Source organism: Streptomyces sp. ACA25, assembly GCF_028200735.1.
In the GTDB taxonomy this organism is placed as follows: Bacteria; Actinomycetota; Actinomycetes; order Streptomycetales; family Streptomycetaceae; genus Streptomyces.
Genome location: NZ_JAQKPV010000006.1, coordinates 274,580 through 299,656, shown reverse-complemented (window position 1 = coordinate 299,656; position 25,077 = coordinate 274,580). Strand labels below are relative to the sequence as shown.

Below are 25,077 nucleotides of genomic sequence, written 5' to 3'. Positions count from 1 at the left end.
TTCACCCTAACGCTCCTGCTGGTACGTGGGGCTGGCGCCCCGGTCAGTTCCATCGGCTGCGGATCCCGCGCGCCGGCCCTGCTGGATTCCCCGGCGGAGATTGGTCAGCCGGCCCCGGATGTCGTCCGGTGCCCGGGAGACCTGCGGCCCGGTAGGAGCCGACTCCTGCTGAGCGGTGCCCGCAACCAGGTTGGCGCGCGGCACCCGGCGCGGAAGCCCCGAGGTGGTGACACCACCCGCGGCGGGCCGCCGCAACTGCTCGGCCTGACGCCAGCGCTCGTCATTGGGCGAGGAGCGCCACTGAGGCTCAGGAGCGGCTGGAGCGGAACCCTGGGGCGCCGGGTTCTCCCCGGTCGGCCGACGCTGCGGCGGGGCCGGCGGAACGGCCTCGGCCTGCTGGTCGGGCCGCGGAGTGGGAGCCGTGGGCCGCTGCGGAGCGGGCGGGGTGTCCGCGGGCTCCCGGGCCGGGGCAGCCGGCTGAGCTGCCCGGCGGGAGGTGAACCACGCCGTCTCCATCTGCTCGAAGATCGGGGTGCGTTCGGGAGCGCCGCCGCCGTCGTACCGGGGAGCAGCCGGCGGGAGGTCTCCCCCAGGGTCCCGCGGCGTGTCCTGCGGCTGCTGCGCCGGAAACTCGCCGGTGTCCTGGCTGCCGTACTGGCCACCGCCGTACTGGCCGCTGCCGTACTGGCCGCCGCCGAACCGGCCGCCACCGCCGGACCGGCCGCCGGTGAACTGGCCGCCGTCGCCGGGCCGGGCCGGGCCGGGCAGGTCCGCGGGACGGGCGAAGCTGCCGGTCTCCGCGGGGTCCGGCTGCGCGGCGGGCGCGGGCCGTCCCTGGCGCGGGCCGCCCGGTCCTGCGTAGCCGGGAGCGGCGAAGGCGCCCGTGGAGTGGGCGTCGTCGTGGCCGCGAGGACCGTCGGTGCCGCCCATGGCGGGCATCCGGCCGGTCTCCTCGTTGTCGGAAGCCCAACTGGGACGGCTTCCCGGCCCGGGGCGCCCGATCTGCGGGCCGCCGGGACCGCCTTCGGCTCCCGGGCGGGAGGGAAGAGCGGGGCGGGAGGGCGTGGCGGGCACCTGGCCGCGGGACGGTCCGGGCGGCATCCGGCCGGCGTCCTGCTGCTGGTGCCGGGGGGCGGGTGCCTCCCGCTGCAGTGTCGCGGAGGCCTGACCGGCGTTCCGCGACGGCGACCCGGCGGGCTTGCCCTTGCCGCCCTGGGCGACCTCGGCGGGCAGCATGACCAGCGCGGTCGTACCACCGGAATCGGAAGGCCGCAGCTGTATTCGGATGCCGTGCCGCAGGGACAGCCGGCCGACCACGAACAGACCCATCCGGCGCGAGACCGACACGTCCACGGTCGGCGGGTTCGCCAGCCGTTCGTTGATCTCGGCGAGGTCCTCGGGGGACAGACCGATTCCGGTGTCGTGAATCTCCACCAGGACGCGGCCGTCGGGCAGCGCGTGACCGGTGACCTTGACCTTGGTCTGCGGAGAGGAGAACGACGTGGCGTTCTCCAGAAGCTCGGCGAGCAGGTGCACGAGGTCGTTGACCACGCGGCCGGCCACCTCGCTCTTCGGAACCGCACTGAGCTCGATCCGCTCGTACTGCTCCACCTCGGAAGCCGCGGCCCTGAGCACGTCGACCAGGGGCACCGGGCGCGTCCACCGGCGGCCCGGCTCCTCACCGGCGAGGACCAGGAGGTTCTCGCCGTTACGGCGCATGCGGGTCGCGAGGTGGTCCAGCTTGAAGAGGTTCTCCAGCTGGTCCGGGTCGGCCTCCCGGGACTCCAGCTCGGAGATGAGCGACAGCTGGCGCTGGACGAGCCCCTGGCTGCGGCGCGAGAGGTTGGTGAACATCGCGTTCACGTTGCCCCGCAGCAGTGCCTGCTCACCGGCGAGGCGGACAGCCTCCCGGTGCACCTCGTCGAACGCCTGGGCCACCTGTCCGATCTCGTCCCGGGTGTGCACGCCCACGGACTGCACGTTGGTGTCGACGTCCTGCGGGTCTGCCTCGGACATCTCCCGGACGACCTCGGGCAGCCGCTTGTGGGCGACCTGCTGAGCGGTGTACTGCAGCCGGCGCAGCGAGCGGACCATCGACCGGGCGACGACGAAGGCGCCGACCAGTGAGATACCGAGGACGAGCAGGATGATCGCACCGTTGAGAATGGCGTCCCGCTGGGCGTCGTCGCGCAGGGTGCGCGCCTGCTCCTCCATCTCGGCGAGCAGGGTCTGCTCGATGTTGTCCATCGCCTCGATCTTGGTGCGATTGAGGTCGTACCAGTCCTTGTAGGTGCGGAACTGGGTGGTGATCCCGTCCTCGCTGTTGAAGACCGTCTGGGCGTACTGGTTCGCCGAGACGATGTTGACGATCCCGCCTTCCAGCGGTTCCAGCAGCTCCTCGACGCGAGCCTCGTCGCCGTACAGCTGCACGAAGCTGGACATGGCGGCCTTCTCGTTGTTGAGCGCGCTCTTGCCGTAGGTCCAGTCGCTGGGGGTGAGGCCGGGCTCATCGTCGTCGCGCTCACCGCGGGCGAGTCCTCCGGTGATGACCGCCCGCTGGATGGAGGCGTTCTCCTTCGCCGAGGAGAACGCGGCCAGCGCTCGCGTGTTCTGGATCATCTCGGCGTTGCTCGTCGCCTGCGCCATGTCCTGCGAGAGCGAGAGCAGCGATTCGATCAGCTGGTTGTACCGGGTGACCGTCTGGGAGAGGTACAGCGGGTCTTCGTAGGCGGTGTCCCGGATCTCCTTGATCTCGTTGAGCTGCCGCCCGATGCTGAGCACCCGTGAGTTGATGCCCGAGAGCACCTCATCGCTGGTGTCGATCTCGAAGGTGGCGTCGGCGAAGGCCTGCCGGGCAGCGTCGGTGCGCTCCCTGGGGGCCACCACGTCATCGCTCTTCGGGCTCCGCCCACTGACCAGCGGACCCGCCGAGCGGTCGCGCTCCTCCTGCAGGGCCACCGCGAGCCGGGTCGCCTGCTGCGTCATGTCGGTCAGCAGCTGCATGTTGTCCAGCTGCTCGACGTTCTCCATCGACTGCTGGATGCGGAAACCGCCCAGCACTGTCGCAGCGACCACCGGGAGGGCGATCAGAGAGACCAGACGGGTACTGATCCGCCAGTTCCGCAACGCCATCCGGGAGCCTGCGTGCTGTGGCCCCCCGGACTTCTCCGGCGCATCGGACTGCCCGGCCTCACCGCCGGGCTCGTCGGGTGTCGTCCGGTCGACGGTCACCCCGGCCTGCGACGGCTCGCCGTCATCGGCGTGCCCGGCAGGGGAGCTGCGGCCTGTGGCTCCGCCCAGCTCCGCATCTCCCGCAGCGCTGCCTTCCCTCTTGAAACGTCCCTGCACTAGCGTCGCAACCTCTGGACCAGGCGCTCCGTCGCCGGGGCGACGGAGCGGTATCGAGCCAGGAGCACCCGGGGCCCCTGACGGTCGTGGGCAACCGGCGCGTCCTGATGATTCATCCGGGTGCCGGGGCTGCGTACGCGCCCTGCACGTCGGCTTGGCATCCCGCGGCGGTCGGTGGAATTCCAACACAGTGCCCGATCTCCAACAAGGGGCCGGAGTAGTCCTTTGACATCTATGACCCTGCGCATGCGTGGGACCACCACGCGTGCACCTTCACGGGGCAACAAGCGGACATTTCGGCGCTGCCATCACCCGGGCAGCGTGTCCGACCTGAAGCCCGGAAGGCAACATGGGCACCATTTATGGCGAAATGCCCGATTGATGAAGAGGCACTGACCGCCCGTTTCGCCCTTTTTGCCCATCGCCCGTGACAATACTCACAAGGGATGTCCGGTGGAATCCGCGCAGCTGGGGGGCCGGAGCCCGGGGGGCAGTGGCTACGCTCGGCCTTTGCACCCCATCCCCGGTATGACAAGGGCGAGAGACGAGTTCCGTGAAAACCACGATGATCACGCAGGCGACCGCCAATCCGCAGCGCACCACCCTGGGGCACCTCGAGAGTGCGGAGCAGCTCGGGCAGCCCGCCGGCCGCGCCGCCGGTGAGGGAGAACTGCCGCCCAGCACAGCCAACCCGCGCCGCACCGTACTCATGGACGCCCCGGCACAGTGACGTGCCGGGCGGTGCCCCGTCACCGTCCACGCGTCCGGGCCCCGCACCAGCGGTGCGGGGCCCGGACCATGCCCCGGGAGCCGGCGGGCCGCGCACGGGCCGGGGCCTCCCCGCCCGGCCCGTGCGAGTCAGCCCTGCCAGCTGTGCGGTGCGCGGAAGCCCGGCGTGCGCTCCAGCCGGCGCCATCCCGCGGGGGAACGACGGCCGTGCGGAGCGGGCGCGGCAACGTGCCGGGCCGAGCCCGCCCGGGCCAGCAGCAGCGCCGTGACAGCGGCCAGCTCCTCGTTGCTGGCCTGCCCCTTTTCCACGCGGACGAGGTTGGTGTGCAGGTGGGTGTGGATGCTCATGCGCCCTCCCGGGACGGTTGCTTCTGCCTGTTGTGCCGCGAACCTCGCCGCGGGCCTACTGCGGGGGGTTGCCGTGCTTACGGGACGGCAGGTCGGCGTGCTTGCTGCGCAGCATCGCCAGGGAACGGACCAGCACCTCACGCGTCTCGGCCGGATCGATGACATCGTCGACCAGCCCGCGCTCGGCGGCATAGTAGGGATGCATGAGCTCGGCCTTGTACTCCTTGACCATGCGGACCCGCATGGCTTCGGGGTCGTCGGCTCCGGCGATCTGCCGGCGGAAGATGACGTTGGCGGCGCCTTCGGCCCCCATGACGGCGATTTCGTTGGTCGGCCAGGCATAGGTGAGGTCCGCGCCGATGGACTGCGAGTCCATGACGATGTACGCCCCGCCGTACGCTTTGCGGAGCACCACCGAGATGCGCGGCACCGTGGCGTTGCAGTAGGCGTACAGCAGCTTCGCGCCGTGCCGGATGATGCCGCCGTGCTCCTGGTCCACTCCGGGCAGGAAGCCGGGCACATCCAGCAGTGTGATGATCGGAATGTTGAAAGCGTCGCACATCTGGACGAAGCGGGCGGCCTTCTCCGAGGCCCCGATGTCCAGTACTCCGGCCATGGACTGCGGCTGGTTCGCCACGATCCCCACCACCTGACCGTCCATCCGGCTCAGGGCACAGATGATGTTGGTGGCCCAGCGCTCGTGGATCTCCAGAAAATCGCCGTCGTCGACGAGCTCCTCGATCACCTGCCGCATGTCGTAGGGGCGGTTCCCGTCCACCGGCACCAGGTCGAGCAGGGCCTCCCCGCGGCGGTCCGCCGGGTCCTCCGTCTCAGCGACCGGGGGGTTCTCCCGGTTGTTCTGCGGAAGGAGCGACAGCAGGTACCGGACCTCCTCGAGGCAGGTCTCCTCGTCGTCGTAGGCGAAATGCGCCACCCCGGAGGTCCCCGCGTGCACGTCCGCGCCGCCCAGGCCGTTCTGCGTGACCTCAGCACCGGTCACCGCCTGCACCACGTCGGGGCCGGTGATGAACATCTGGGAGGTCTCCCGCACCATGAACACGAAGTCCGTGAGCGCCGGGGAATACGCCGCACCGCCCGCGCACGGGCCGAGCATCACGGAGATCTGCGGGATGACTCCCGAGGCCTTCGTGTTGCGCTGGAAGATTCCGCCGTAGCCCGCCAGGGCCGAAACACCTTCCTGGATACGGGCCCCTGCCCCGTCGTTCAGCGAGACCAGCGGAGCTCCCGCCCCGATGGCCATGTCCATGATCTTGTGGATCTTGGTGGCGTGCGCCTCCCCCAGCGCCCCGCCGAAGATGCGGAAGTCGTGCGCGTAGACGAAGACCGTCCGCCCGTGCACCGTGCCCCAGCCGGTCACCACGCCGTCCGTGTAGGGCTTCTTCTCCTCCAGGCCGAACCCGGTCGCCCGGTGCCGGCGCAGGGTCTCCACCTCACGGAAGGTCCCGCTGTCCAGCAGCAGCTCAATGCGTTCGCGCGCGGTCAGCTTCCCCTTGGCGTGCTGAGTCTCGGTGGCCTTGTCACTGGGGCCTCGGTGGGCCGCGGCACGGATCGCGTGCAGCTCGGCCACCCGTCCTCGGGCATCGGTCGCCGGCGGAGCCATCTGGGACTGATCGGTCATGTTCAGACCCTACGAAACGGCGGTCTTCTCCGCCCTCGTCAGATTCGTACAGTCTCCCCAGCCATTTCATGGCTGGCACGGACAGAACGCGCCCGTTCGACGGAGCAGGCGGGCTCTTCCTACAGGAAGGACCCGGTGGGCACTGTGAGAATCCCACAGTGCCCACTCCAGCGCTCGCGGACCGGCGGACGACTCACCCTCCGGAGGATCTCACTCGCTCGGCTGTAGCCCGGCCCGCAGCAGACCGTAGGTGTAGGCATCCTCCAACGCCCGCCAGGACGCGGCAATGACGTTCTTGGCCACCCCCACGGTGGACCACTCGGCACTTCCGTCACCGGTGGTGACAAGCACCCGGGTGGTCGACTGGGTGCCCTGCTTCCCCTCCAGGATGCGCACCTTGTAGTCCACCAGCTGCATCCGTGCCAGCGCCGGGAAGAACGGCTCCAGACCGCTGCGGAGCGCCCGGTCCAGCGCATTGACCGGTCCGTTGCCCTCGCCGCTGGCGATGATCCGCTCCCCCTTGGCCCACAGCTTCACCGTGGCCTCGTTCTCCTGTTCCCCGTCGGGGCGCAGGTCGGAGATCGCCCGCCAGCTGGAGAGCCGGAAGAAGCGCCGGGCCCTGCCGTCCACCTCGTCGCGCAGCAGCAGCTCGAAGGACGCGTCGGCGGCCTCGTAGGTGTACCCCTTGAGCTCCTGTTCCTTGATGCGGGCGACGATCCGGCCGACCAGCTCGCGGTCACCGGCCAGGTCGTACCCCAGCTCCCGGCCCTTGAGTTCGACGGAAGCCCGCCCCGCCATGTCGGAGACCAGCATCCGCATCGAGTTGCCCACCAGCTCGGGATCCGTGTGCTGGTAGAGGTCGGGGTCGATCTTGATGGCGGAGGCGTGCAGGCCGGCCTTGTGCGCGAAGGCGGAGACACCCACGTACGGCTGGTGGGTGGCCGGAGCGAGGTTGACGACCTCGGCGATGGCGTGTGAGATGCGGGTCATCTCCCGCAGCGCGCCTTCCGGGAGCACCTGCTTGCCGTACTTCAGCTCCAGCGCCGCCACCACGGGGAAGAGGTTGGCATTGCCGACCCGCTCGCCGTAGCCGTTGGCGGTGCACTGCACATGCGTGGCGCCCGCGTCCACCGCGGCCAGCGTGTTCGCCACCGCGCAACCGGTGTCGTCCTGGGCGTGGATGCCGAGCCGGGCCCCGGTGCCGGCCTGCACCGCCTGCACCACCGCCTGCACCTGCGCGGGGAGCATGCCTCCGTTGGTGTCGCACAGCACCACCACGTCCGCGCCGGCCGACCAGGCGGTGCGCACGACCCGCTGCGCGTACTCCGGGTTGGCGTGGTACCCGTCGAAGAAGTGCTCGCAGTCCACAAAGACCCGGCGGCCCTGGGACCGTACGTGCTCCACGGTGTCGCGCACCATCGCGAGGTTCTCCTCCAGCGTGGTGCGCAGGGCGAGCTCCACGTGCCGGTCGTGCGCCTTGGCCACCAGGGTGACCACCGGGGCCCCGGAGTCGAGCAGCGCCTGCACCTGGGGGTCCTCGGCGACCGGGGTACGTGCCTTGCGGGTCGCCCCGAAGGCCACCAGCCTGGCATGGCGGAAGTCGATCTCCCGCCGCGCCCGCTGGAAGAACTCCGTGTCGCGGGGGTTGGCGCCGGGCCAGCCTCCCTCGATGAAACCGACCCCGAAGTCATCCAGATGGCGGGCGATGGTGAGCTTGTCGGCAACGGTCAGGTTGATGCCCTCGCGCTGCGCGCCGTCGCGCAGAGTGGTGTCGAAGACGTGGAAGCCGTCGCTCGGGACGTGTGTATCCGGGGCGTCCGTCGTCATGGCGGTAAGACTCCTGTCAGGCTGGATGCGTCCGTGAGACTTCGCTCCACTGCTCCACGCCCCGCGTGCTCCCGCCTCCGGCGGGGTCGGGCCGGAAAACGAAAAAACCTCTCGCGGATGCGAGAGGTCTGCACGCGGGTCCTGGGCACTGTGGCCACTGCCGCTCGGGTCTGCTTGCGGATCAGCGGTCACTGCGGACCGGCGCGCTGGTCACCATAATCATCGTGGCGTACGAGAGCACGCGGGCAGTCTGCCACACACACCCCACCAACCCCGCCCATGTCTCACGATCCGGACGACACGTTGCCGGACGGACGACGGGCGGGGCCGGGAGGCTCTCTAGCCGAGCTGGTGCATCCAGCCGTGCGGGTCCTCGGCGCGGCCGGTCTGAAGGGCCAGCAGGGCCTCCCGCAGTCGCATCGTGATGTCACCCGGTTCGCCGTCGCCGACGGTCCATTCCGCACGGGTGGATTTCACCGAGCCGACGGGGGTGATCACCGCGGCGGTGCCGCAGGCGAAGACCTCGGTGATGCTGCCGTCGGCGTTGCCGCGCCGCCAGTCCTCGGTGGAGATGCGGACCTCCCCGGTCGCGTAGCCGAGATCGGCGGCGATCTGCAGCAGCGAGGCACGGGTGATGCCGGGCAGCAGGGTGCCGGTGAGTTCCGGGGTGACGACCCGGGCGTCCTTGCCCGAGCCGTACACGAAGTAGAGGTTCATGCCGCCCATCTCCTCGATCCAGCGGCGCTCCACGGCATCCAGCCAGACCACCTGGTCACAGCCCTGCTGGGCGGCCTCGGCCTGGGCGACGAGCGAGGCGGCGTAGTTCCCGCCGGCTTTGGCCTCCCCGGTGCCCCCGGGGGCGGCCCGGACGTACTCCTCGGAGAGCCAGACGGAGACCGGCTTGATCCCGCCGGGGAAGTAGGCTCCGGCCGGAGAGGCAATCACCATGAACAGGTAGGAGTTGGCGGGCTTGACGCCGAGGCCCACCTCGGTCGCGAACATGAAGGGGCGCAGGTAGAGCGACTGCTCACCGAGGCCCGGCACCCACTTCCGGTCCTGGGTGACGAGCAGGTCGATGGCCTCGATGAAGGTGTCGACCGGCAGTTCGGGCATGGCCATCCGACGGGCCGAGCGCTGGAACCGCTTGGCGTTCTCCTCGGGGCGGAAGGCGGCCACCGTGCCGTCGGCCCGCCGGTACGCCTTCAGCCCTTCGAAGATGGTCTGCGCGTAGTGCAGCGTCATGTTCGCCGGATCGATCTGCAGCGGCGCATACGGCTCGAGCTGGGCGTCGTGCCAGCCGCGTCCCTCGGTCCACCTGATGGTGATCATGTGGTCGGTGAAGCGCCGGCCGAAACCGGGGGCGGCGAGCACCGCCTCGCGCTCCGCGTCGGCCAGCGGCCGGGTCGAGGGCTTCAGATCGAAGGTGATGCGGGGCGTCGTCATCGTGCGCGTCCTTAGCTGGGTGTCGTGGCGGACCGCGCCCCGGTCGCCTCGCACGCAAGTACGAGGACGTCCGAGCATCCCGAAACGCAACGGCCCCACGTCCGATTATCGCGCGCGGGGAGCTGCGTCTCCTACCTGGGTGCGGCCCTGCTGGGAAATGGTGACACCGGACCGCCGGATTGCCCAGCGGCTCGGTGCTCGCCGCTGGGCTGTACGGGTGGCAGCAGCGGTCAGCCGGCTACCCGGGCGGCCAACGCGTCGCCGATCACACTGGTGGAGCGCGGAGTGCCGTCACGCTCGGCGAGATCCGCGGTGACGGCGTCCTCGACGCGGGCGGCCTCCGCCTCGTGGCCGAGGTGCCGGAGCAGCAGGGCCACGGACAGCACGGTCGCCGTCGGGTCGGCCGTGTTGGTGCCCGCGATGTCCGGGGCGGAGCCGTGCACCGGCTCGAACATGGAGGGAAAGGCGCCGGTCGGGTTGATGTTGCCGGAGGCGGCGAGGCCGATGCCGCCGGTGATGGCCGCGGCGAGATCGGTGAGGATGTCACCGAAGAGATTGTCGGTGACGATCACGTCGAACCGCTCGGGCTGGGTGACCAGGAAGATCGTCGCCGCGTCCACGTGCAGGTAGTCGGTGGCGACCTCGGGGTACTCCCGGCCGACCCGGTCGACGGTGTTCGTCCACAGGTGACCGGCGTGCACCAGCACGTTGTTCTTGTGCACCAGGGTCAGCTTCCTGGCGGGACGTGCCTTCGCCCGCTCGAAGGCGTCGCGCACCACGCGCTCCACCCCGTAGGCGGTGTTCAGGCTCACCTCGGTGGCGACCTCGGCCGGAGTGCCGGTCCGCATCGAGCCGCCATTGCCGACGTAGGGGCCTTCGGTGCCTTCCCGGACGACGACGAAGTCGATGTCCGGATTGCCGGCCAGAGGGCTCTTCGTGTTCGGGAAGAGCTTGCTGGGGCGCAGATTGACGTAATGGTCGAAGGCGAAGCGCAGCTTGAGCAGAAGGCCCCGCTCCAGCACCCCGGAGGGAACCGAGGGATCACCGACCGCGCCCAGCAGGATCGCGTCGTGTCCCTTGAGCTGCTCCAGTTCGGCATCCGGCAGGGTTTCCCCCGTGGAGTGCCAGCGCCGGGCGCCGAGGTCGTAACCGGTGGTCTCCAGCTTCACCTCTGGAGGAAGGGCGGCCGCGAGGACTTTCAGCCCTTGCTCCACCACCTCCGGACCGATGCCGTCACCGGAGATCACTGCGATATCCATGCTGCGAGCCATGACGGAACCCTACGTCTCGTCCCAACCCTCGACATCGAGCGTCCACGATCCGGACACCCGTGGAGGTCCGGAAGGGCTCACTCGGAGCCCGGTGCCCCGCCGTTGTCCCGGCGGTCCAGCGCGCGCTGGAGTGCGGCGGCGGCGTTGCGGCGGTCGTCGGCGCTGGTGGCACGGGGCCGGCGGACGCGGGTGGCGGACGGGGCCGGGGAGACGGAGGTCTCGTACACGGGATCAGCTCCTGAGGGTTCCCTGCGGACAGGGCAGCGGTTCCTGACGGCCGGAAGCGGCGGGGACGGCCGGCGCGGCGGGGGTCACCCGCGGCAGAGCACCGTGCCTCATCCGCCAATCGCTGGATGGAGCGTGACGTTCGGCTTCCTACAAAGTTAGCGGTGATCGGCCGTAATGTCCCGCCAGATACTCGACCGTCCTAGTATCTGAGACGACACAGGCGCTGACCTGCGACGAAGCACCCCGGCTACCTCCCGGGGGTGATTCCTGCCGCGGCCTTCCTCACCGGTGCGCCTGCGTGCCCACCGGCCCCGGACGCGCGGCGCGCCCGCCGCCGTCCGGGGCGGGACGGGCAGCGGGCGCGCGGAGTGCGGAATGCGGAGCTCAGTCCATGTGGGGGTACCGGTAGTCGGTCGGGGCGACCTGCGTCTCCTTGATGGCGCGCGGGGACGTCCAGCGCAGCAGGTTGAACTTCGAGCCCGCCTTGTCGTTGGTACCGGAGGCGCGCGCTCCTCCGAAGGGCTGCTGCCCCACGATCGAGCCGGTGGGGCGGTCGTTGAGGTAGAAGTTGCCGGCCGCGAACCGCAGCCGCTCGGACACCTCGGAGAGCACCTGCCGGTCCTGCGCCAGGACGGCACCGGTCAGCGCGTACGCCGAGGCGGACTCCATCTGGTCCAGCATGGTGTCGAAGTCCTCGTCCTCGTACACGTGGACGGCCATGATCGGGCCGAAGTACTCGGTCTTGAATACCTCGTTCTCCGGATCGGTGCAGGTGATGACGGTCGGGCGGACGAAGTAGCCGACCGAGTCGTCGTAAACGCCACCCGCCACGATCTCGCAGGCCGGGTCGGCCTTGGCACGGTCGATGGCGGCCTTGTTCTTGGCGAAGGCCCGCTCGTCGATGACGGCTCCGAGGAAATGGGACAGGTCGGTGACATCCCCCATGGGCAGCTCCTCCGTCTCGGCGACGAGCCCGTCCCGGAGGCCGTTGTCCCACAGCGAGCGGGGGATGTAGGCCCGGGAGGCCGCGGAGCACTTCTGGCCCTGGTACTCGAACGCTCCCCGGATCACCGCGGTCTTCAGGATCGCAGGGTCCGCGCTCGGGTGGGCGACGATGAAGTCCTTGCCGCCGGTCTCACCGACCACCCGCGGGTAGCTGCGGTACCGCTGAATGTTGTTCCCGACCTGCTGCCACAGGTACTGGAACGTCGCGGTGGAACCGGTGAAGTGGACACCCGCCAGCTCCGGATGCGGCAGGGCGACCTCGGAGACCTCCTTGCCGTCCCCGGTCACCAGGTTGATCACCCCCTTGGGCATCCCCGCCTCCTCCAGCAGCTCCATCAGGAGCACGGCGGCGTGGGTCTGCGTCGGAGAGGGCTTCCAGACCACCACGTTGCCCATCAGGGCCGGAGCGGTGGGCAGGTTGCCCGCGATGGCGGTGAAGTTGAACGGGGTCACCGCGTAGACGAAGCCCTCCAGCGGACGGTGGTCGAGGCGGTTCCACACCCCTTTCGGCTGGGTGGGCGGCTGCTCGTCCAGAATCTGGCGGGCGAAGTGCACATTGAAGCGCCAGAAGTCGATCAGCTCGCAGGGCGCGTCGATCTCCGCCTGCTGGATCGTCTTGGACTGACCGAGCATCGTGGAGGCCGCGATCGTCTCCCGCCAGGGGCCGGACAGCAGCTCGGCCGCCTTCAGGAGGACGGCGGCCCGGTCGTCGAAGGACAGCGCCCGCCATGCGGGGGCGGCGGCCAGGGCAGCGTCGATCGCGTCCTGGGCGTCCTGCCGGGTGGCGTTGGCGTACGTGCCGAGCACGGCCTTGTGACGGTGCGGCTGGACGACGTCGAAGCGCTCGCCGCCGCCCATCCGCTTCTCACCGTTGATGGTCATCGGCAGGTCGACCGGCCGCTCGGCCAGTTCCTTGAGCTTCTGCTCCAGCCGCGCGCGCTCAGGGCTGCCGGGTGCGTAGGTGTGCACCGGTTCGTTGTACGGGGCGGGGACCTGGGTCACAGCGTCCATGGCCTTGGGCTCCTTCGAAAGTCGGGGTCGTCCGGTGTGCGGGGCCGGGGCGGTCAGCCCCGGGTGGCCAGCGACCGGAGGAAGAACGCGAGGTTGGCCGGGCGTTCCGCCAGCCGGCGCATGAAGTAGCCGTACCAGTCGGTGCCGTACGGGACGTACACCCGCATCCGGTGGCCGTCAGCGACCAGACGGCGCTGCTCGCCCTCCCGGATGCCGTTCAGCATCTGGAATTCGTACGAGCCGGGCTTCCGTCCGTACCGGCGGACCAACTCCTCGGTCAGGGCCACCATCCGCGGATCGTGCGAGCCGATCATGGGATAGCCCTGCCCGGCGAGGAGGATCCCCAGACAGCGGACGTAGGCCCGGTCGACCTCGTGCCGGTCCTGGAAGGCCACGGAGCCGGGCTCCTTGTAGGCACCCTTCACCAGCCGCACCCGGGAGCCTTCCCCGGCCAGCGCCCGGCAGTCGTCCTCGGTCCGGAAGAGGTAGGACTGCAGGACCGCGCCGGTCTGCGGGAACCGGGAACGCAGGCGGCGCAGGATGGCGAGCGTGGAGTCGACCGTGGTGTGGTCCTCCATGTCCAGCGTCACCGTGGTGCCCGCCTCGGCTGCGGCCTCGACGACCGGGAGAACGTGGTCGTAGGCCAGGTCGTCACCGCCGGGCAGCGCCTGCCCGAAGGCGGAGAGCTTCACCGACACCTCCACCCGGGCGCCCAGCTGCTGCTTTCCGAGGGCCTCCGCCAGCGCCAGGTACGCGTCGCGGGTGCGCAGTGCCTCGGAAGGGTCCGTGACGTCCTCGCCGAGATGGTTCAGTGTCACCTCCATACCGCGGTCGAGCAGCGCGCGGACCACAGCCAGGGATTCGTCAAGCCGCTCGCCGGCCACGAACCGGTCCACCACGGGCCGGGTCAGCGGGGTCGCCGAGACGGCGCGGCGGATGCTGTCGCTGCGCGCGGCGGCGAGAAGCACGGGACCGAGCACGGGCACCTCCTCCTTGGGGGTCGAGTGGCACACACACGGCGAAGCCGTCACCCGAACATAAGGAATGTCCGCATACCCCGGCCAGCGACAGCTGTCACGCCTCCGTGGCCCGAATCTCAGACAGATGTATGACAATGGTGTGGGAGCGGTGCGGGACAGCGCGAACGGTGAGGCGGTGCGCGGTGCGGGAGGAGTACCAGGAGCTCATCGATGAGATCTCCGCCCGGCTGGGCACCCCGGCAACGCTGGAGGGCCGGGACTTCGGACTGATCGCCTTCGGGGCGCACGACAGCGACGACGACCGCGTGATGGACCCCGTCCGCACCCGGTCGATTCTCCGGCGCCGTTCGACGGCCCAGGTGCGCGCCTGGTTCGAGAGCTTCGGGATCGCCCGGGCCCAGGGGCCGGTGCGGATCCCCGCGGACCCATCGGCGGGCGTGCTCACCGGCCGACTGTGCCTCCCGGCCCGGCACGGCGGGGTGGTCCACGGATACATCTGGCTGCTCGACGACGGGGTGCGGGGGGCCGGTGATCCCCGCCTCACCGACGCCATGAGCACCGCGGCACGCATCGGGGCCCTGCTCGCCGGGGAGGCCCGGACCGGGTCCCGCCGGGGGAGCCGGCTGCGCACGCTGCTCACCGCCTCCCCCGCCCTGCGCGAAGCGGCCGGCACCGAGCTGGCGGAGATGCTGGGCCCGGCTGCGGCCGGACCGATGGCCATGATCGCCGTCACTCCGTGGGTCGCGTCGGGCGAGGAGGGCTTGCCGATGTCCGGGCTGCCGGCCGTGCTCGCGGCCACCGCCCTGCCGTCCGGCCTCGCCGGGCTGGTACGGCTGCGCTCCACCTCCGACCCGCTGGAGCCGGCCCGGCTGGCGGCCCGGGAGCTGCTGCGGTCGCCGTGGACGGGGGCCGCGGGCCGGAACCACAGCACACCGGACAGCGGTGCGGCCCCGGAGCCCGGCAGTGCCACCGCAGGGGTCAGCGCACCCCGCACCGGGCTCGCCGAGCTGCCCGCCGCCTGGCGGGAGGCCGTCTCCGCCGCGCGGGCCGCCCGGGCCGGCGGCCCGCGGCACGGCCCGGTGGCCGACTGGGAGCAGCTGGGCCCCTACCGGCTGCTGACCGCGCTGCCGGACTCCGCACCGGACCCTGCCGTGCGGACCCTGCTGGACCCTGCCCACCGGGAACTGGCACGCTCCGCCGAAGTGTTCCTGGACCACGCGGGTCAGGCAGGAGCGGCCGCGGCGGCCCTCGGCATCCACCGGCAGACGCTCTACTACCGGCTGTCCCGGGTGGAAAGGCTCACCGGGCTGGATCTGCACGACGGCGAGGCCCGGCTGCTCCTCCACATGGCCCTGAAGACCGTCAGGCTGCGCGACACCACGGGATGAGCCGTGGGGCGCGGCGGGGCGGTCCTGGCACGGAGCGGCAGCAGCCGGTGGCCAAGGGGGCTCCACCACGGGTCGAGTCGCGCCGCATTAGGGTGACCGTGCCCGGCACGACGGCCCCCACTGCCGTCGTGGACCCGACGATCCCCCGCGGTGACATGCGCTTCTTCTCAAGGACCCTCCCGTGACGGCGGCCGGCCCGGTCCTCAGCCCCCGTGCACTCAACCGGGCGCTGCTCGACCGGCAGTTGCTGCTGCGTCCTGCACGGATGACCGCTCCCGAGACGGTCGAGCACCTCATCGGCCTGCAGGCCCAGGCGCCGTTCCCCCCCTACTACGGGCTGTGGTCCCGGCTGGTGGACTTCGGCCCGCAGGAGCTGGCGGAGCTGCTGCTGGAGCGTCAGGTGGTGCGGGCCGTCCTGATGCGGAACACCGTCCACCTCGTCTCCGCCCGCGACTGCCTGGCGCTGGCCCCCCTGCTGCAGCCCATGCTGCGGCGCGGTCTGTTCGGCGACCAGACCTTCGACGCGGAGCTGCGGAGAGTGGCCGACCCGGAGACGGTGGCGGCGACCGGCCGCGCGCTCGTGGAGGAGGAGCCTCGCACCTCCAAGGAGCTGGGAGCGCTGCTCGCCGAGCGGTGGCCGGACATCGCTCCGAGAGCCCTCACCCGGGTGGTCCGCCACCTCGTGCCGCTGGTCCAGGTGCCGCCGCGCGGAGTCTGGGGCAGGTCGGGGCAACCGACGCTGACCACCGTGGAGCACTGGCTCGGCCGGCCGCTGGACGCCCGGCCCGACCCGGACGCCCTCGTGCTGCGCTATCTGGGGGCCTTCGGCCCGGCGAGCGTGGCCGACGCGCAGAAGTGGTCGGGGCTCACCGGTCTCGGCGATGTCATGGACCGGCTGCGGCCCCGGCTGCGCACCTTCCGGGACGAGCGGGGCCGGGAGCTGTTCGACCTGCCCGAGGCGCCCCGGCCCGGACCGGACGTGCCGGCCCCGGTGAAACTGGTGGCGGAGTTCGACAACCTGCTGCTGTCGCACGCCGACCGCGCCCGGATCATGGACGACGGCTACCGGGCCCGGGTGATGGGCAAGAACGCGGTGATCAAGGGGACGGTACTGGTCGACGGGTTCGTGCGGGGGGTCTGGCGGACCGAGGAGCGCCGCCGGGAGCGCTCCGCGGCGGCGGTCATCACGGCTTTCGAGCCGCTCACCGACGCGGACGCCGAAGCTGTCGTGGCGGAGGGGGAACGGCTGCTGGCCTTCGCCACCCCGCTCGCGCAGACCCGCACGGTGCGGTTCGCCCCGCCGGAGTGACGCCCGGGAGCCGGGGACAAGCCGGTGAACGACAGGGCGGGCCCGCCTCCCGGTGTGGGGAGCGGGCCCGCCCGGAACCGCGGCGCGGGGGTGTCAGTCCGTGAGGTTGACCCCGCGGGCCGAGGTCGCCCCGATCTCCTGGGCGATCTCCGCGAGGACGGCCGGCGGGACGGAGTCGTCCACGGTGAGCGCCACCAGCGCCTCCCCGCCCTCCTCGGCACGGGCCACCTGCATCCCGGCGATGTTGATCTGCGCCTCACCCAGGATCCGGCCGACCGCACCGACGACCCCGGGACGGTCCACGTAACGCAGGAACGCCATGTGGTCGGCGAGCGCCAGGTCGACGGTGTGCCCGCCGATGCCGACGATCTTCTGCTGGTGCTTGGGACCGGCGAGGGTGCCGGAGACCGAGACCTCGCCGCCACCGGTGAGCGTGCCGCGCACGGTGATCATGTTCCGGTGGTCGGGGGACTCGGAGCTGGTGGTCAGCCGGACCTCGACCCCGCGCTCCTGCGCGAACAGCGGGGCGTTGACGTAGGAGACGGTCGTCTCCGCGACGACGTCCTCGAACACACCCTTGAGGGCGGAGAGCTCCAGCACCTTCACGTCGTGCTGGGTGATCTCCCCGTAGACCTCCACGTCGAGGCGTTGGGCGACCTCGCCGGCCAGCGCGGTGAAGATCCGGCCCAGCTTCTCGGCGAGCGGAAGACCCGGGCGCACGTCCTCAGCGATGACACCGCCCTGCACGTTGACCGCGTCCGGCACCAGCTCACCGGCGAGCGCGAGCCGCACGGAACGGGCGACGGAGACCCCGGCCTTCTCCTGTGCCTCCCCCGTGGAGGCGCCCAGGTGCGGAGTGCACACGACGCTGTCGAACTCGAACAGCGGGGAGTCGGTGCACGGCTCGGAGGCGTAGACGTCCAGCCCGGCTCCGGCGACCCGGCCCTCCTTGAGCGCGCTCGCGAGGGCGGGCTCGTCGACGATGCCACCGCGCGCCGCGTTGATGATCCGCACCGAGGGCTTGACCTTGTGCAGCGCCTCGTCACCGATCAGGCCCAGCGTCTCGGGGGTCTTGGGGAGGTGCACGGTGATGAAGTCCGCGGTCGCCAGCAGTTCGTCGAGGGAGAGCAGCTTGACGCCCATCTGCGCGGCGCGGGAGGGCTGCACGTAGGGGTCGTACGCGATGACCTTCATGCCGAAGGCGGACATCCGCTGAGCGACCAGCACCCCGATCCGGCCGAGCCCGACGACGCCCAGCGTCTTCTCGGACAGCTCCACGCCGGTGTACTTGCTGCGCTTCCACTCGCCGTTCTTCAGCGCCCGGTCGGCCTGGGGGATGTTGCGCGCGGTGGCGAGAACAAGACCGCAGGCGAGCTCGGCGGCGGTGACGATGTTGGAGGTGGGGGCGTTCACCACCATCACGCCGGCCTTGGTGGCGGCCGAGACGTCGACGTTGTCCAGGCCGACACCCGCCCGGGCGACGACGCGCAGCCGGTTCGCCGCAGCGATGGCCTCGGCGTCGACCTTGGTGGCGCTGCGGATCAGGATGGCGTCGACATCCGCGATGGCGCTCAGCAGCTCGGTGCGGTCCGCTCCGTTGCAGTACCGGATCTCGAAGTCCGGCCCCAGAGCCTCAACGGTGGCGGGGGAAAGCTCTTCAGCGATGAGTACGGCGGGCTTGCTCACTTGGTCTCGATCCTCGCTAGTCCTCTGCGGTTGGCCGCGTCCCGACGGCCGAAGGCGGTGGAGGTGGGCAGCCGCGTGAAGACGCACGACGCTGTGAGCCTGTGACGCGCTTGTTGCTGTGCAGTCTATCGCCGCCGCGGGGGCCGGGGGCCGGACCTGACCGGCCCCCGCGGCATTCAGCCGCCCTCCGGGGAGGGACTGCTCACTTCTTCTCGTCGACCCAGCTCATGAGGTTCCGCAGCTCCTTGCCGGTGGTCTCCAGCAGGTGGTCCTCGTCGGCCTTCTTGTACTCCTGGTACTTCGGCAGGCCGGCCTCGTACTCGGCCATCCAGTTCTTGGCGAAGGTGCCGTCCTGGATTTCGCCGAGGATCTTCTTCATCTCGGCCTTGGTGCCGTCGTTGATGACCCGCGGGCCGCTGACGTAGTCGCCCCACTCGGCGGTCTCGGAGATGGACCAGCGCATCTTCTCCAGGCCGCCCTCGTACATGAGGTCGACGATCAGCTTCAGCTCGTGGAGGCACTCGAAGTACGCGATCTCGGGCTGGTAGCCCGCCTCGACCAGGGTCTCGAAGCCGGCCTTCACCAGGGCGGCGGTCCCGCCGCAGAGCACCGCCTGCTCGCCGAAGAGGTCGGTCTCGGTCTCCTCGGTGAAGGTGGTCTTGATGACGCCCGCGCGGGTGCCGCCGATCGCCTTGGCGTAGGAGAGGGCCAGCGCGAAGGCGTTGCCCGTGGCGTCCTGCTCGACGGCCGCGATGCACGGAACGCCGCGGCCCTCCTCGTACTGTCGCCGCACCAGGTGGCCCGGACCCTTGGGGGCGACCATGCAGACATCGACACCGGCGGGCGGCTGGATGAAGCCGAAGCGGATGTTGAAGCCGTGGCCGAAGAACAGCGCGTCGCCGTCCTTCAGGTGCTCCTTCACGGACTCCTGATAGACCTTGGCCTGGAGCGGGTCCGGGACCAACACCATGATCACGTCGGCCTCGGCGGCGGCCTCGGCGGGGGTCGTCACCCGCAGGCCCTGCTCCTCGGCCTTCACCCGGGACTTCGAGCCCTCATGGAGGCCGACCCGGACGTCGACGCCCGAATCGCGCAGGGACAGCGCGTGGGCGTGGCCCTGGCTGCCGTAACCGAGGACCGCGACCTTGCGGCCCTGGATGATGGACAGATCGGCGTCGTCGTCGTAGAACAGCTCGGCCACTTGGCTTTTCTCCTTGCTCAGTCGCTTGCGGTGTTCCGCCGCGTGCGGACACCGTAAGCCGTGGATTCGGTGGGTGGTCTGCAGATCTCGCTATGCGGTCCGGTCGAGGGCACGCAGCGACCGGTCGGTGATGGAACGGGAGCCGCGGCCGATGGCGATCGTGCCGGACTGCACCAGCTCCTTGATACCGAAGGGCTCCAGCATCCGGAGCATGGCCTCCAGCTTGTCGCTGCTGCCGGTGGCCTCGATGGTGACGGCCTCGGGGGCCACATCGACCGTCTTGGCGCGGAACAGCTGAACGATCTCCACCACCTGGGAGCGGGTCTCGTTGTCGGCCCGGACTTTCACCAGAACGAGTTCGCGCTGCACGGCGGACGCCGGCTCCAGCTCGACGATCTTCAGCACATTGATCAGCTTGTTGAGCTGCTTGGTGACCTGTTCCAGCGGGAGGTCCTCCACGTTGACCATGATCGTGATCCGGGAGACATCGGGGTGCTCGGTCGTGCCGACGGCGAGGGAGTCGATGTTGAAGCCCCGGCGGGAGAACAGCGCGGTGATCCGGGACAGGACACCGGGCTTGTTCTCGACCAGAACCGAAAGGGTGTGCTTGGACATGGTTCGGTTACCTCGGGTTCTCTTTCGTCCTCGGCCGTCAGTCGTCGGTGTCGCCGAAGTCCGGACGGACCCCGCGCGCCGCCATGACCTCGTCGTTGGAGGTGCCTGCCGCCACCATCGGCCAGACCATCGCGTCCTCGTGGACGATGAAGTCGACGACCACGGGACGGTCATTGATGGAGTTGGCCTTCTCGATCACCGCGTCCAGCTGCGCGGGGTCCTCGCAGCGCAGGCCCACACAGCCCATCGCCTCGGACAGCTTGACGAAGTCGGGGATCCGCGTGCCGGTGTTGGTGGCCGTTCCGTCGGTGCCCGGACCGCCCCGGAGCACCGTGTTGGAGTACCGCTGGTTGTAGAACAGCGACTGCCACTGGCGGACCATCCCGAGCGCGCCGTTGTTGATGATCGCGACCTTGATCGGGATGTTGTTCAGCGCGGCGGTGGCGAGCTCCTGGTTGGTCATCTGGAAGCAGCCGTCGCCGTCGATCGCCCAGATGGTGGCCTCCGGGCGGCCGGCCTTGGCGCCCAGCGCCGCGGGGACGGCGTAGCCCATCGTGCCGAGACCGCCGGAGTTCAGCCAGGTGGCGGGCTTCTCGAACGGAAGGTAGTGCGCGGCCCACATCTGGTGCTGGCCGACGCCCGCGGTGAAGACGGTGTCGTCCGGGGCGAGCCGGCCGATCCGCTCGATCACCTGCTGCGGGGAGAGGCAGCCGTTGTCCGGCAGGTCGTAGCCCAGGGGGTAGGTCTCGCGCCAGCGGTCCAGCAGCTGCCGCCACGCGGTGAAGTCACCGCGGCGGCCGGCCTCGTGATCGGCGCGGACAGCGGCCGACAGGTCGGTCAGGACGTCCTTCACATCACCGACGATCGGAACGTCGGCCACGCGGTTCTTGCCGATCTCCGCGGGGTCGATGTCGGCGTGCACGACCTTCGCCAGCGGAGCGAAGGAATCGAGCTTGCCGGTGACCCGGTCGTCGAAACGGGCGCCCAGCGCGATGATCAGGTCGGCCTTCTGCAACGCGGTGACGGCGGCGACCGACCCGTGCATGCCGGGCATGCCGAGGTGCTGCGGGTGGCTGTCGGGGAAGGCACCCAGCCCCATCAGGGTAGTGGTGACCGGGGCGCCGGTGAGCTCGGCGAGGTCCATCAGCTCGGCGGAGGCAGTGGCCTTGAGGACACCCCCGCCGACGTACAGCACGGGGCGCCGGGCCTCGGCGATAAGCCGGGCGGCCTCCCGGACCTGCTTGGCGTGCGGCCGGCTCACCGGCCGGTAACCGGGCAGGTCGGTGGTCGGCGGCCAGTGGAAGGTGGTGTCCGCCTGGAGCGCGTCCTTGGCGATGTCCACGAGCACCGGGCCGGGCCGGCCGGTGGAGGCGATGTGGAATGCCTCGGCGATGGTCCGGGGGATGTCCGCCGGGTCGGTGACCAGGAAGTTGTGCTTGGTGATCGGCAGGGTGATGCCGCAGATGTCGGCTTCCTGGAAGGCATCAGTGCCGATCGCCTTACTGGCCACCTGCCCCGTGATCGCGACCATCGGCACGGAGTCCATGTGGGCGTCGGCGATCGGGGTGACGAGGTTGGTCGCACCGGGCCCGGAGGTGGCCATGCACACGCCGACCTTTCCGGTGGCCTGTGCGTAACCGGTGGCGGCGTGGCCCGCGCCCTGCTCATGCCGCACCAGAATGTGCCGCACCGACTTCGAGTCCATCATCGGGTCATAGGCGGGAAGGATCGCCCCGCCCGGAATGCCGAATACGGTGTCGGCGCCGACCGCCTCGAGCGAGCGGATGAGGGACTGGGCGCCCGTGAGGTGCTCCATGGTGGCGGGCGGCTGGGCGCCGCCTCGGGGGGCCCTGGGCTGCGGCTTGGGTGCCCCGGTGGCCTGCTCGGTCATCGGCGTTCTCTTCCCGGAGAGTGAGGGTGGTGACGCTGGTGCGGTGCGTACTGCGGTTTGTGCAACAAAAAACCCCTCGTGCCGTGAGGCAGGCGAGGGGAGCGCGTCGCTGGTGTTCCACGGGATGGTCCCGGGATCAGCCGACGCGCTTTCCAATTACGAGAAGTCGAGTGCGCATGGCACAGACCTTCCTCCTCCGGCATATCGCATGTCAAGCGAGTGGGATATGCGTCTCACTATTTGGGCGCAATGGGGGAAGGGGGCACGGGATCCGGGCTCGCGTTGCCCGCCAGCATGACCGGCGGGCCCGTCGGGGGAGGCTCTGCACCCGTGGCCGGCAACGGCAGCAGACCGCGCCCCAGCACCTGCCGGAGCTGCGCCTCCTCCAGCGGGGCGCACAGCGCCAGACCCTGCCCCCGGGTGCAGCCGAGGGTACGCAGGGCCTGCGCCTGCTCCGGCCGGTCCACCCCGTCGGCAACGGAGACGACTCCGAGATCTTCGGCCATCCGCAGCAGCGCCGCGGTGACGGTGCTCAACCGCGGGGAGTCGGGCAGACCGTCGGTCAGCTCACGGGCCAGCTGGATCTCGTCCGCGGGGAGCCGGTGCAGCGCGGTGGCAGCCGCGCTGCTGCTGCCGAAGCCGTCCAGTGCGATCCCGACCCCCAGACGGCTGAGGTCGGTGACGCGCCGCCGCAGCTCCTCCGAGGCAAGAGCGGACTCGGCGTCCGACAGCTGGAGCGTCAGCGACTGCGGACCCAGGCCGTGCCGGGCCAGCAGGTCCTCGACCCCGCCGGCGGCCAGTGAGCGGTCCGCGAGCCGCACTGCGGGCACCCGCACCCCGACCGGGACGGCGCGGCCCTCCCGGTGCCACCGGCCGGCCTGCGCGACGGCCTCCTCCAGCAGCCAGTGGCTGCCGACGGCACCGCGGCCGGTGGCCTGGGCCGGCACGAGGCCGGCCGGCTCCCGGTGCCCCTGACCGCGGTACTCCACGGAGGCCGACCGCAGCGGCCCGCCGGAGACCCAGCGGACTCGCGCGCTGACCGCGGTGACCCGGCCGGCCGCCAGATCGAGCACCGGCTGGTGCAGCAGCGTGAACTCGCCGGGGCGCAGCGCGCCGCGCAGCCCGCCCGCCGCCCGGGACCGGCCGGCCGCCGTCGGCTGCCTGGGGCTGAAGAGCTCGACCCGGCCCTTGCCTGCCTGCTTCGCCCGGTACATCGCCTGGTCCGCGTTGCGCAGCAGGGAGCCCGGGGTGCTCCCGGATTCGGCGAAGGCGATCCCGATACTGGCTGCCACCCGGATCTCGGTGCCCTCCACCCGGTACGGCTCCGAGAGGGCTGCCCGGACCCGCTCGGCGATCTCCAGGATGCGGCTCTCCCGGGATCGCCCCCGGCTCCCCGGGTCTCCCGGGTCTCCCATGATGAGCGCCGCGAACTCGTCACCGCCGAGCCGGGCGGTGGTGTCGCCGGCCCGCACGGAGTCCGTCAGCCTGCGGGCGGCGTGGACCAGGAGGTCGTCACCGGCCTGGTGCCCCACCGTGTCGTTGATCGCCTTGAATCCGTCGAGATCGATGTAGAACACGGCCGCTTCGGCGCCGCCGCGACAGCCCTTGATCGCCAGCCGGACCCGCTCGGTGAACAGCGCGCGGTTCGGCAGGTCGGTGAGCGGGTCGTGCGAGGCGTTGTGCTGCAACTGCGCCTGCAACCGGACCCGTTCGGTGACGTCCCGGCAGTTGAAGATCAGACCGCCCTGGTGGCGGTTGACGGTTGATTCGATGTTGAGCCAGTGCCCGGCGCCGTGCCGTACCCGGCACTCGACCCGGGTGGCGGGCTCCCGGGCCGGGGCGGCGGCCAGGAACCGGCACAGCTCGTGCAGCACCCGGCCCCGGTCCTCCGGATGGATGAGCGCGGACAGCTCCCGGCCGATGAGCGCGTCCGGCTCGAGACCGTAGACGCCGGTTGCCGCAGGGCTGACGTACCGCAGCACACCCTCCGGCGCGGCGATCATGATGACGTCACTCGACCCCTGCACCAGCGAGCGGAAGTGGCTCTCCTTGTGCACCAGCTCCTGAGTGAGCGCCATGTTGTCAGACAGCATGATGCCCTGCCGCGCGACGAGGGCGAGGACAACGGTGCAGGCGGTGAGCACCACCACCCGGTCCGCCTCCCGGCCGCTGACGACCGTGAGGAGGATGCTCAACGTGCAAACGGTCGCGGCCAGGTACGGCGTCAGCGAAGCCAGGGAACCGACCAGCGGCCGGCTGGAATGGCAGTCCTGGTCGCCGCCGGTCCCCGCCTGCGGGGCGGCCGGTGCCTCCCGGCCCCGGCTCGCCACCCAGGGGGCACAGGCCAGCAGCAGGGAGCCGGCGAACCAGCCCGCGTCCAGCAGCTGTCCCGAGTGGTACTGCTCGCGCAGCACCGGAGAGGTGAACAGGGCGTCACACAGGACAGTGAGAGCCAGGGCGCCGATGGCGGTGTTGATCGCCGAGCGCTGCGCCGCGCTGCGCCGGAAGTGCAGCACCAGCACCATGCTCACCAGGGCGATGTCCAGTAAGGGATAAGCCAGCGCGAGGGCGGCGCGGGACACCGTCTCGCCCTGCCACTGCGCCGTGTGGGTCAGCGCGACACTCCAGGAGAGCGTCAGCAGGGAACCGCCGATCAGCCAGGCGTCCAGCCCGAGGCAGATCCAGCCGGCGCGGGTCACCGGCCGCTTGGCGAGCATCAGCAGGCCGATGATCGCCAGCGGGGCGAAGAACAAGAAGCAGAAGTCGGCTGCCGAGACCCTGGGAACGGGCACCCCGAGCACCACCTCGTACCAGCCCCAGACGGCATTGCCCAGGCCGATCATCAGTGAGGACAAGCCGAACAGAACCCAGGCGGGGCGGAATTCGCAGGCGCGCGTCCTCGCATACCAGAGGCAGGAGACACAGGCGGCCAGGGCGGCGGCGCTCAGCCCGAAGTCCCCCATGACGAGCGCGGCATACGGCGATCCCCAGCCGAGGGCGGCCCCCACCGCGTATCCGCCGCACAGCACGATCACGGCCAGCTGAGGGGCGGCGGCCACCGGTGGGCCCGGGCGCGTCTGCACGGGGCGCGGCGCACTCACCGGACCACCCGGTCCGGGCGCCGACCGGACGGCCGGCGGGCCGGGCGGCTGCGGCCG

Annotated in this window: 17 protein-coding genes; 3 read left to right on the top strand and 14 right to left on the bottom strand. The window is 70.8% G+C overall.

What is annotated here, in order from left to right; genetic code table 11:
- Positions 1-6 precede the first annotated feature (6 nt).
- Positions 7-3,348 carry a sensor histidine kinase gene (locus PJ985_RS12560; RefSeq protein WP_271683765.1) on the bottom strand — a complete coding sequence of 1,114 codons (3,342 nt, stop codon included), beginning with the start codon at positions 3,346-3,348 and terminating at the stop codon, positions 7-9.
- A gap of 565 nt (positions 3,349-3,913) precedes the next feature.
- On the opposite strand from PJ985_RS12560, the gene PJ985_RS12555 reads away from it, so the two are divergent.
- Entirely contained in the window at positions 3,914-4,078 is a 165-nt protein-coding gene (locus tag PJ985_RS12555; RefSeq protein WP_271683784.1) for a hypothetical protein, read from the top strand.
- Between the two features lie 128 nt (positions 4,079-4,206).
- On the opposite strand, the gene PJ985_RS12550 is transcribed toward PJ985_RS12555, so the two are convergent.
- From PJ985_RS12550 to PJ985_RS12515, 8 genes are all read right to left on the bottom strand, one after another.
- A complete protein-coding gene (locus tag PJ985_RS12550; RefSeq protein ID WP_271683764.1) occupies positions 4,207-4,425 on the bottom strand; it encodes an acyl-CoA carboxylase epsilon subunit in 219 nt (72 codons plus the stop codon).
- A 55-nt stretch (positions 4,426-4,480) separates the two neighbouring features.
- Positions 4,481-6,064: an acyl-CoA carboxylase subunit beta gene (locus PJ985_RS12545; protein WP_271683763.1), complete on the bottom strand. Its 1,584-nt coding sequence runs from the start codon at positions 6,062-6,064 to the stop codon at positions 4,481-4,483.
- A 210-nt stretch (positions 6,065-6,274) separates the two neighbouring features.
- Positions 6,275-7,891, bottom strand: coding sequence for a citramalate synthase (gene cimA, locus PJ985_RS12540; RefSeq protein WP_271683762.1), 1,617 nt, complete (start codon positions 7,889-7,891; stop codon positions 6,275-6,277).
- A 339-nt stretch (positions 7,892-8,230) separates the two neighbouring features.
- Positions 8,231-9,334, bottom strand: a complete 1,104-nt coding sequence (locus PJ985_RS12535) for a branched-chain amino acid aminotransferase (protein WP_271683761.1) — start codon at positions 9,332-9,334, stop codon at positions 8,231-8,233.
- Positions 9,335-9,564: 230 nt separating this feature from the next.
- On the bottom strand, positions 9,565-10,605 hold the full coding sequence (locus PJ985_RS12530; RefSeq protein ID WP_271683760.1) for a 3-isopropylmalate dehydrogenase: 1,041 nt from the start codon (positions 10,603-10,605) through the stop codon (positions 9,565-9,567).
- 77 nt (positions 10,606-10,682) lie between these two features.
- Positions 10,683-10,832, bottom strand: a complete 150-nt coding sequence (locus PJ985_RS12525) for a hypothetical protein (RefSeq protein ID WP_271683759.1) — start codon at positions 10,830-10,832, stop codon at positions 10,683-10,685.
- 385 nt (positions 10,833-11,217) lie between these two features.
- Entirely contained in the window at positions 11,218-12,849 is a 1,632-nt protein-coding gene (gene pruA / locus PJ985_RS12520) for an L-glutamate gamma-semialdehyde dehydrogenase (protein WP_271683758.1), read from the bottom strand.
- Between the two features lie 53 nt (positions 12,850-12,902).
- A complete protein-coding gene (locus tag PJ985_RS12515; protein WP_271683757.1) occupies positions 12,903-13,829 on the bottom strand; it encodes a proline dehydrogenase family protein in 927 nt (308 codons plus the stop codon).
- 182 nt (positions 13,830-14,011) lie between these two features.
- Between PJ985_RS12515 and PJ985_RS12510 the strand changes: the two genes are divergently transcribed.
- Positions 14,012-15,217, top strand: coding sequence for a PucR family transcriptional regulator (locus PJ985_RS12510; protein ID WP_271683756.1), 1,206 nt, complete (start codon positions 14,012-14,014; stop codon positions 15,215-15,217).
- Positions 15,218-15,398: 181 nt separating this feature from the next.
- Positions 15,399-16,526: a winged helix DNA-binding domain-containing protein gene (locus PJ985_RS12505; RefSeq protein WP_271683755.1), complete on the top strand. Its 1,128-nt coding sequence runs from the start codon at positions 15,399-15,401 to the stop codon at positions 16,524-16,526.
- 93 nt (positions 16,527-16,619) lie between these two features.
- Here PJ985_RS12505 and serA read toward each other — a convergent pair whose 3' ends face one another.
- From serA to PJ985_RS12480, 5 genes are all read right to left on the bottom strand, one after another.
- On the bottom strand, positions 16,620-18,212 hold the full coding sequence (serA, locus tag PJ985_RS12500) for a phosphoglycerate dehydrogenase (RefSeq protein WP_271683754.1): 1,593 nt from the start codon (positions 18,210-18,212) through the stop codon (positions 16,620-16,622).
- Between the two features lie 202 nt (positions 18,213-18,414).
- Positions 18,415-19,434 (bottom strand): ketol-acid reductoisomerase, encoded by a 1,020-nt coding sequence (ilvC, locus tag PJ985_RS12495; RefSeq protein ID WP_271683783.1) that lies wholly within the window; start codon positions 19,432-19,434, stop codon positions 18,415-18,417.
- A 69-nt stretch (positions 19,435-19,503) separates the two neighbouring features.
- The gene (ilvN, locus tag PJ985_RS12490; protein WP_271683753.1) at positions 19,504-20,028 is read right to left on the bottom strand and encodes an acetolactate synthase small subunit; all 525 of its coding nucleotides are present in this window, start codon (positions 20,026-20,028) and stop codon (positions 19,504-19,506) included.
- A 37-nt stretch (positions 20,029-20,065) separates the two neighbouring features.
- Positions 20,066-21,919, bottom strand: a complete 1,854-nt coding sequence (locus PJ985_RS12485) for an acetolactate synthase large subunit (RefSeq protein WP_271683752.1) — start codon at positions 21,917-21,919, stop codon at positions 20,066-20,068.
- A gap of 236 nt (positions 21,920-22,155) precedes the next feature.
- Positions 22,156-25,020 (bottom strand): putative bifunctional diguanylate cyclase/phosphodiesterase, encoded by a 2,865-nt coding sequence (locus tag PJ985_RS12480; RefSeq protein ID WP_271683751.1) that lies wholly within the window; start codon positions 25,018-25,020, stop codon positions 22,156-22,158.
- Positions 25,021-25,077: the final 57 nt, after the last annotated feature.

What these genes read in the sequence shown, in the direction of transcription:
- PJ985_RS12555 (WP_271683784.1), top strand. Translation starts at nt 3,914, where the DNA reads ATGATCACGCAGGCGACCGCCAATCCGCAGCGCACCACCCTGGGGCAC.
- PJ985_RS12550 (WP_271683764.1), bottom strand. Translation starts at nt 4,425, where the DNA reads ATGAGCATCCACACCCACCTGCACACCAACCTCGTCCGCGTGGAAAAG.
- PJ985_RS12545 (WP_271683763.1), bottom strand. Translation starts at nt 6,064, where the DNA reads ATGACCGATCAGTCCCAGATGGCTCCGCCGGCGACCGATGCCCGAGGA.
- cimA (WP_271683762.1), bottom strand. Translation starts at nt 7,891, where the DNA reads ATGACGACGGACGCCCCGGATACACACGTCCCGAGCGACGGCTTCCAC.
- PJ985_RS12535 (WP_271683761.1), bottom strand. Translation starts at nt 9,334, where the DNA reads ATGACGACGCCCCGCATCACCTTCGATCTGAAGCCCTCGACCCGGCCG.
- PJ985_RS12530 (WP_271683760.1), bottom strand. Translation starts at nt 10,605, where the DNA reads ATGGCTCGCAGCATGGATATCGCAGTGATCTCCGGTGACGGCATCGGT.
- pruA (WP_271683758.1), bottom strand. Translation starts at nt 12,849, where the DNA reads ATGGACGCTGTGACCCAGGTCCCCGCCCCGTACAACGAACCGGTGCAC.
- ilvN (WP_271683753.1), bottom strand. Translation starts at nt 20,028, where the DNA reads ATGTCCAAGCACACCCTTTCGGTTCTGGTCGAGAACAAGCCCGGTGTC.
- PJ985_RS12485 (WP_271683752.1), bottom strand. Translation starts at nt 21,919, where the DNA reads ATGACCGAGCAGGCCACCGGGGCACCCAAGCCGCAGCCCAGGGCCCCC.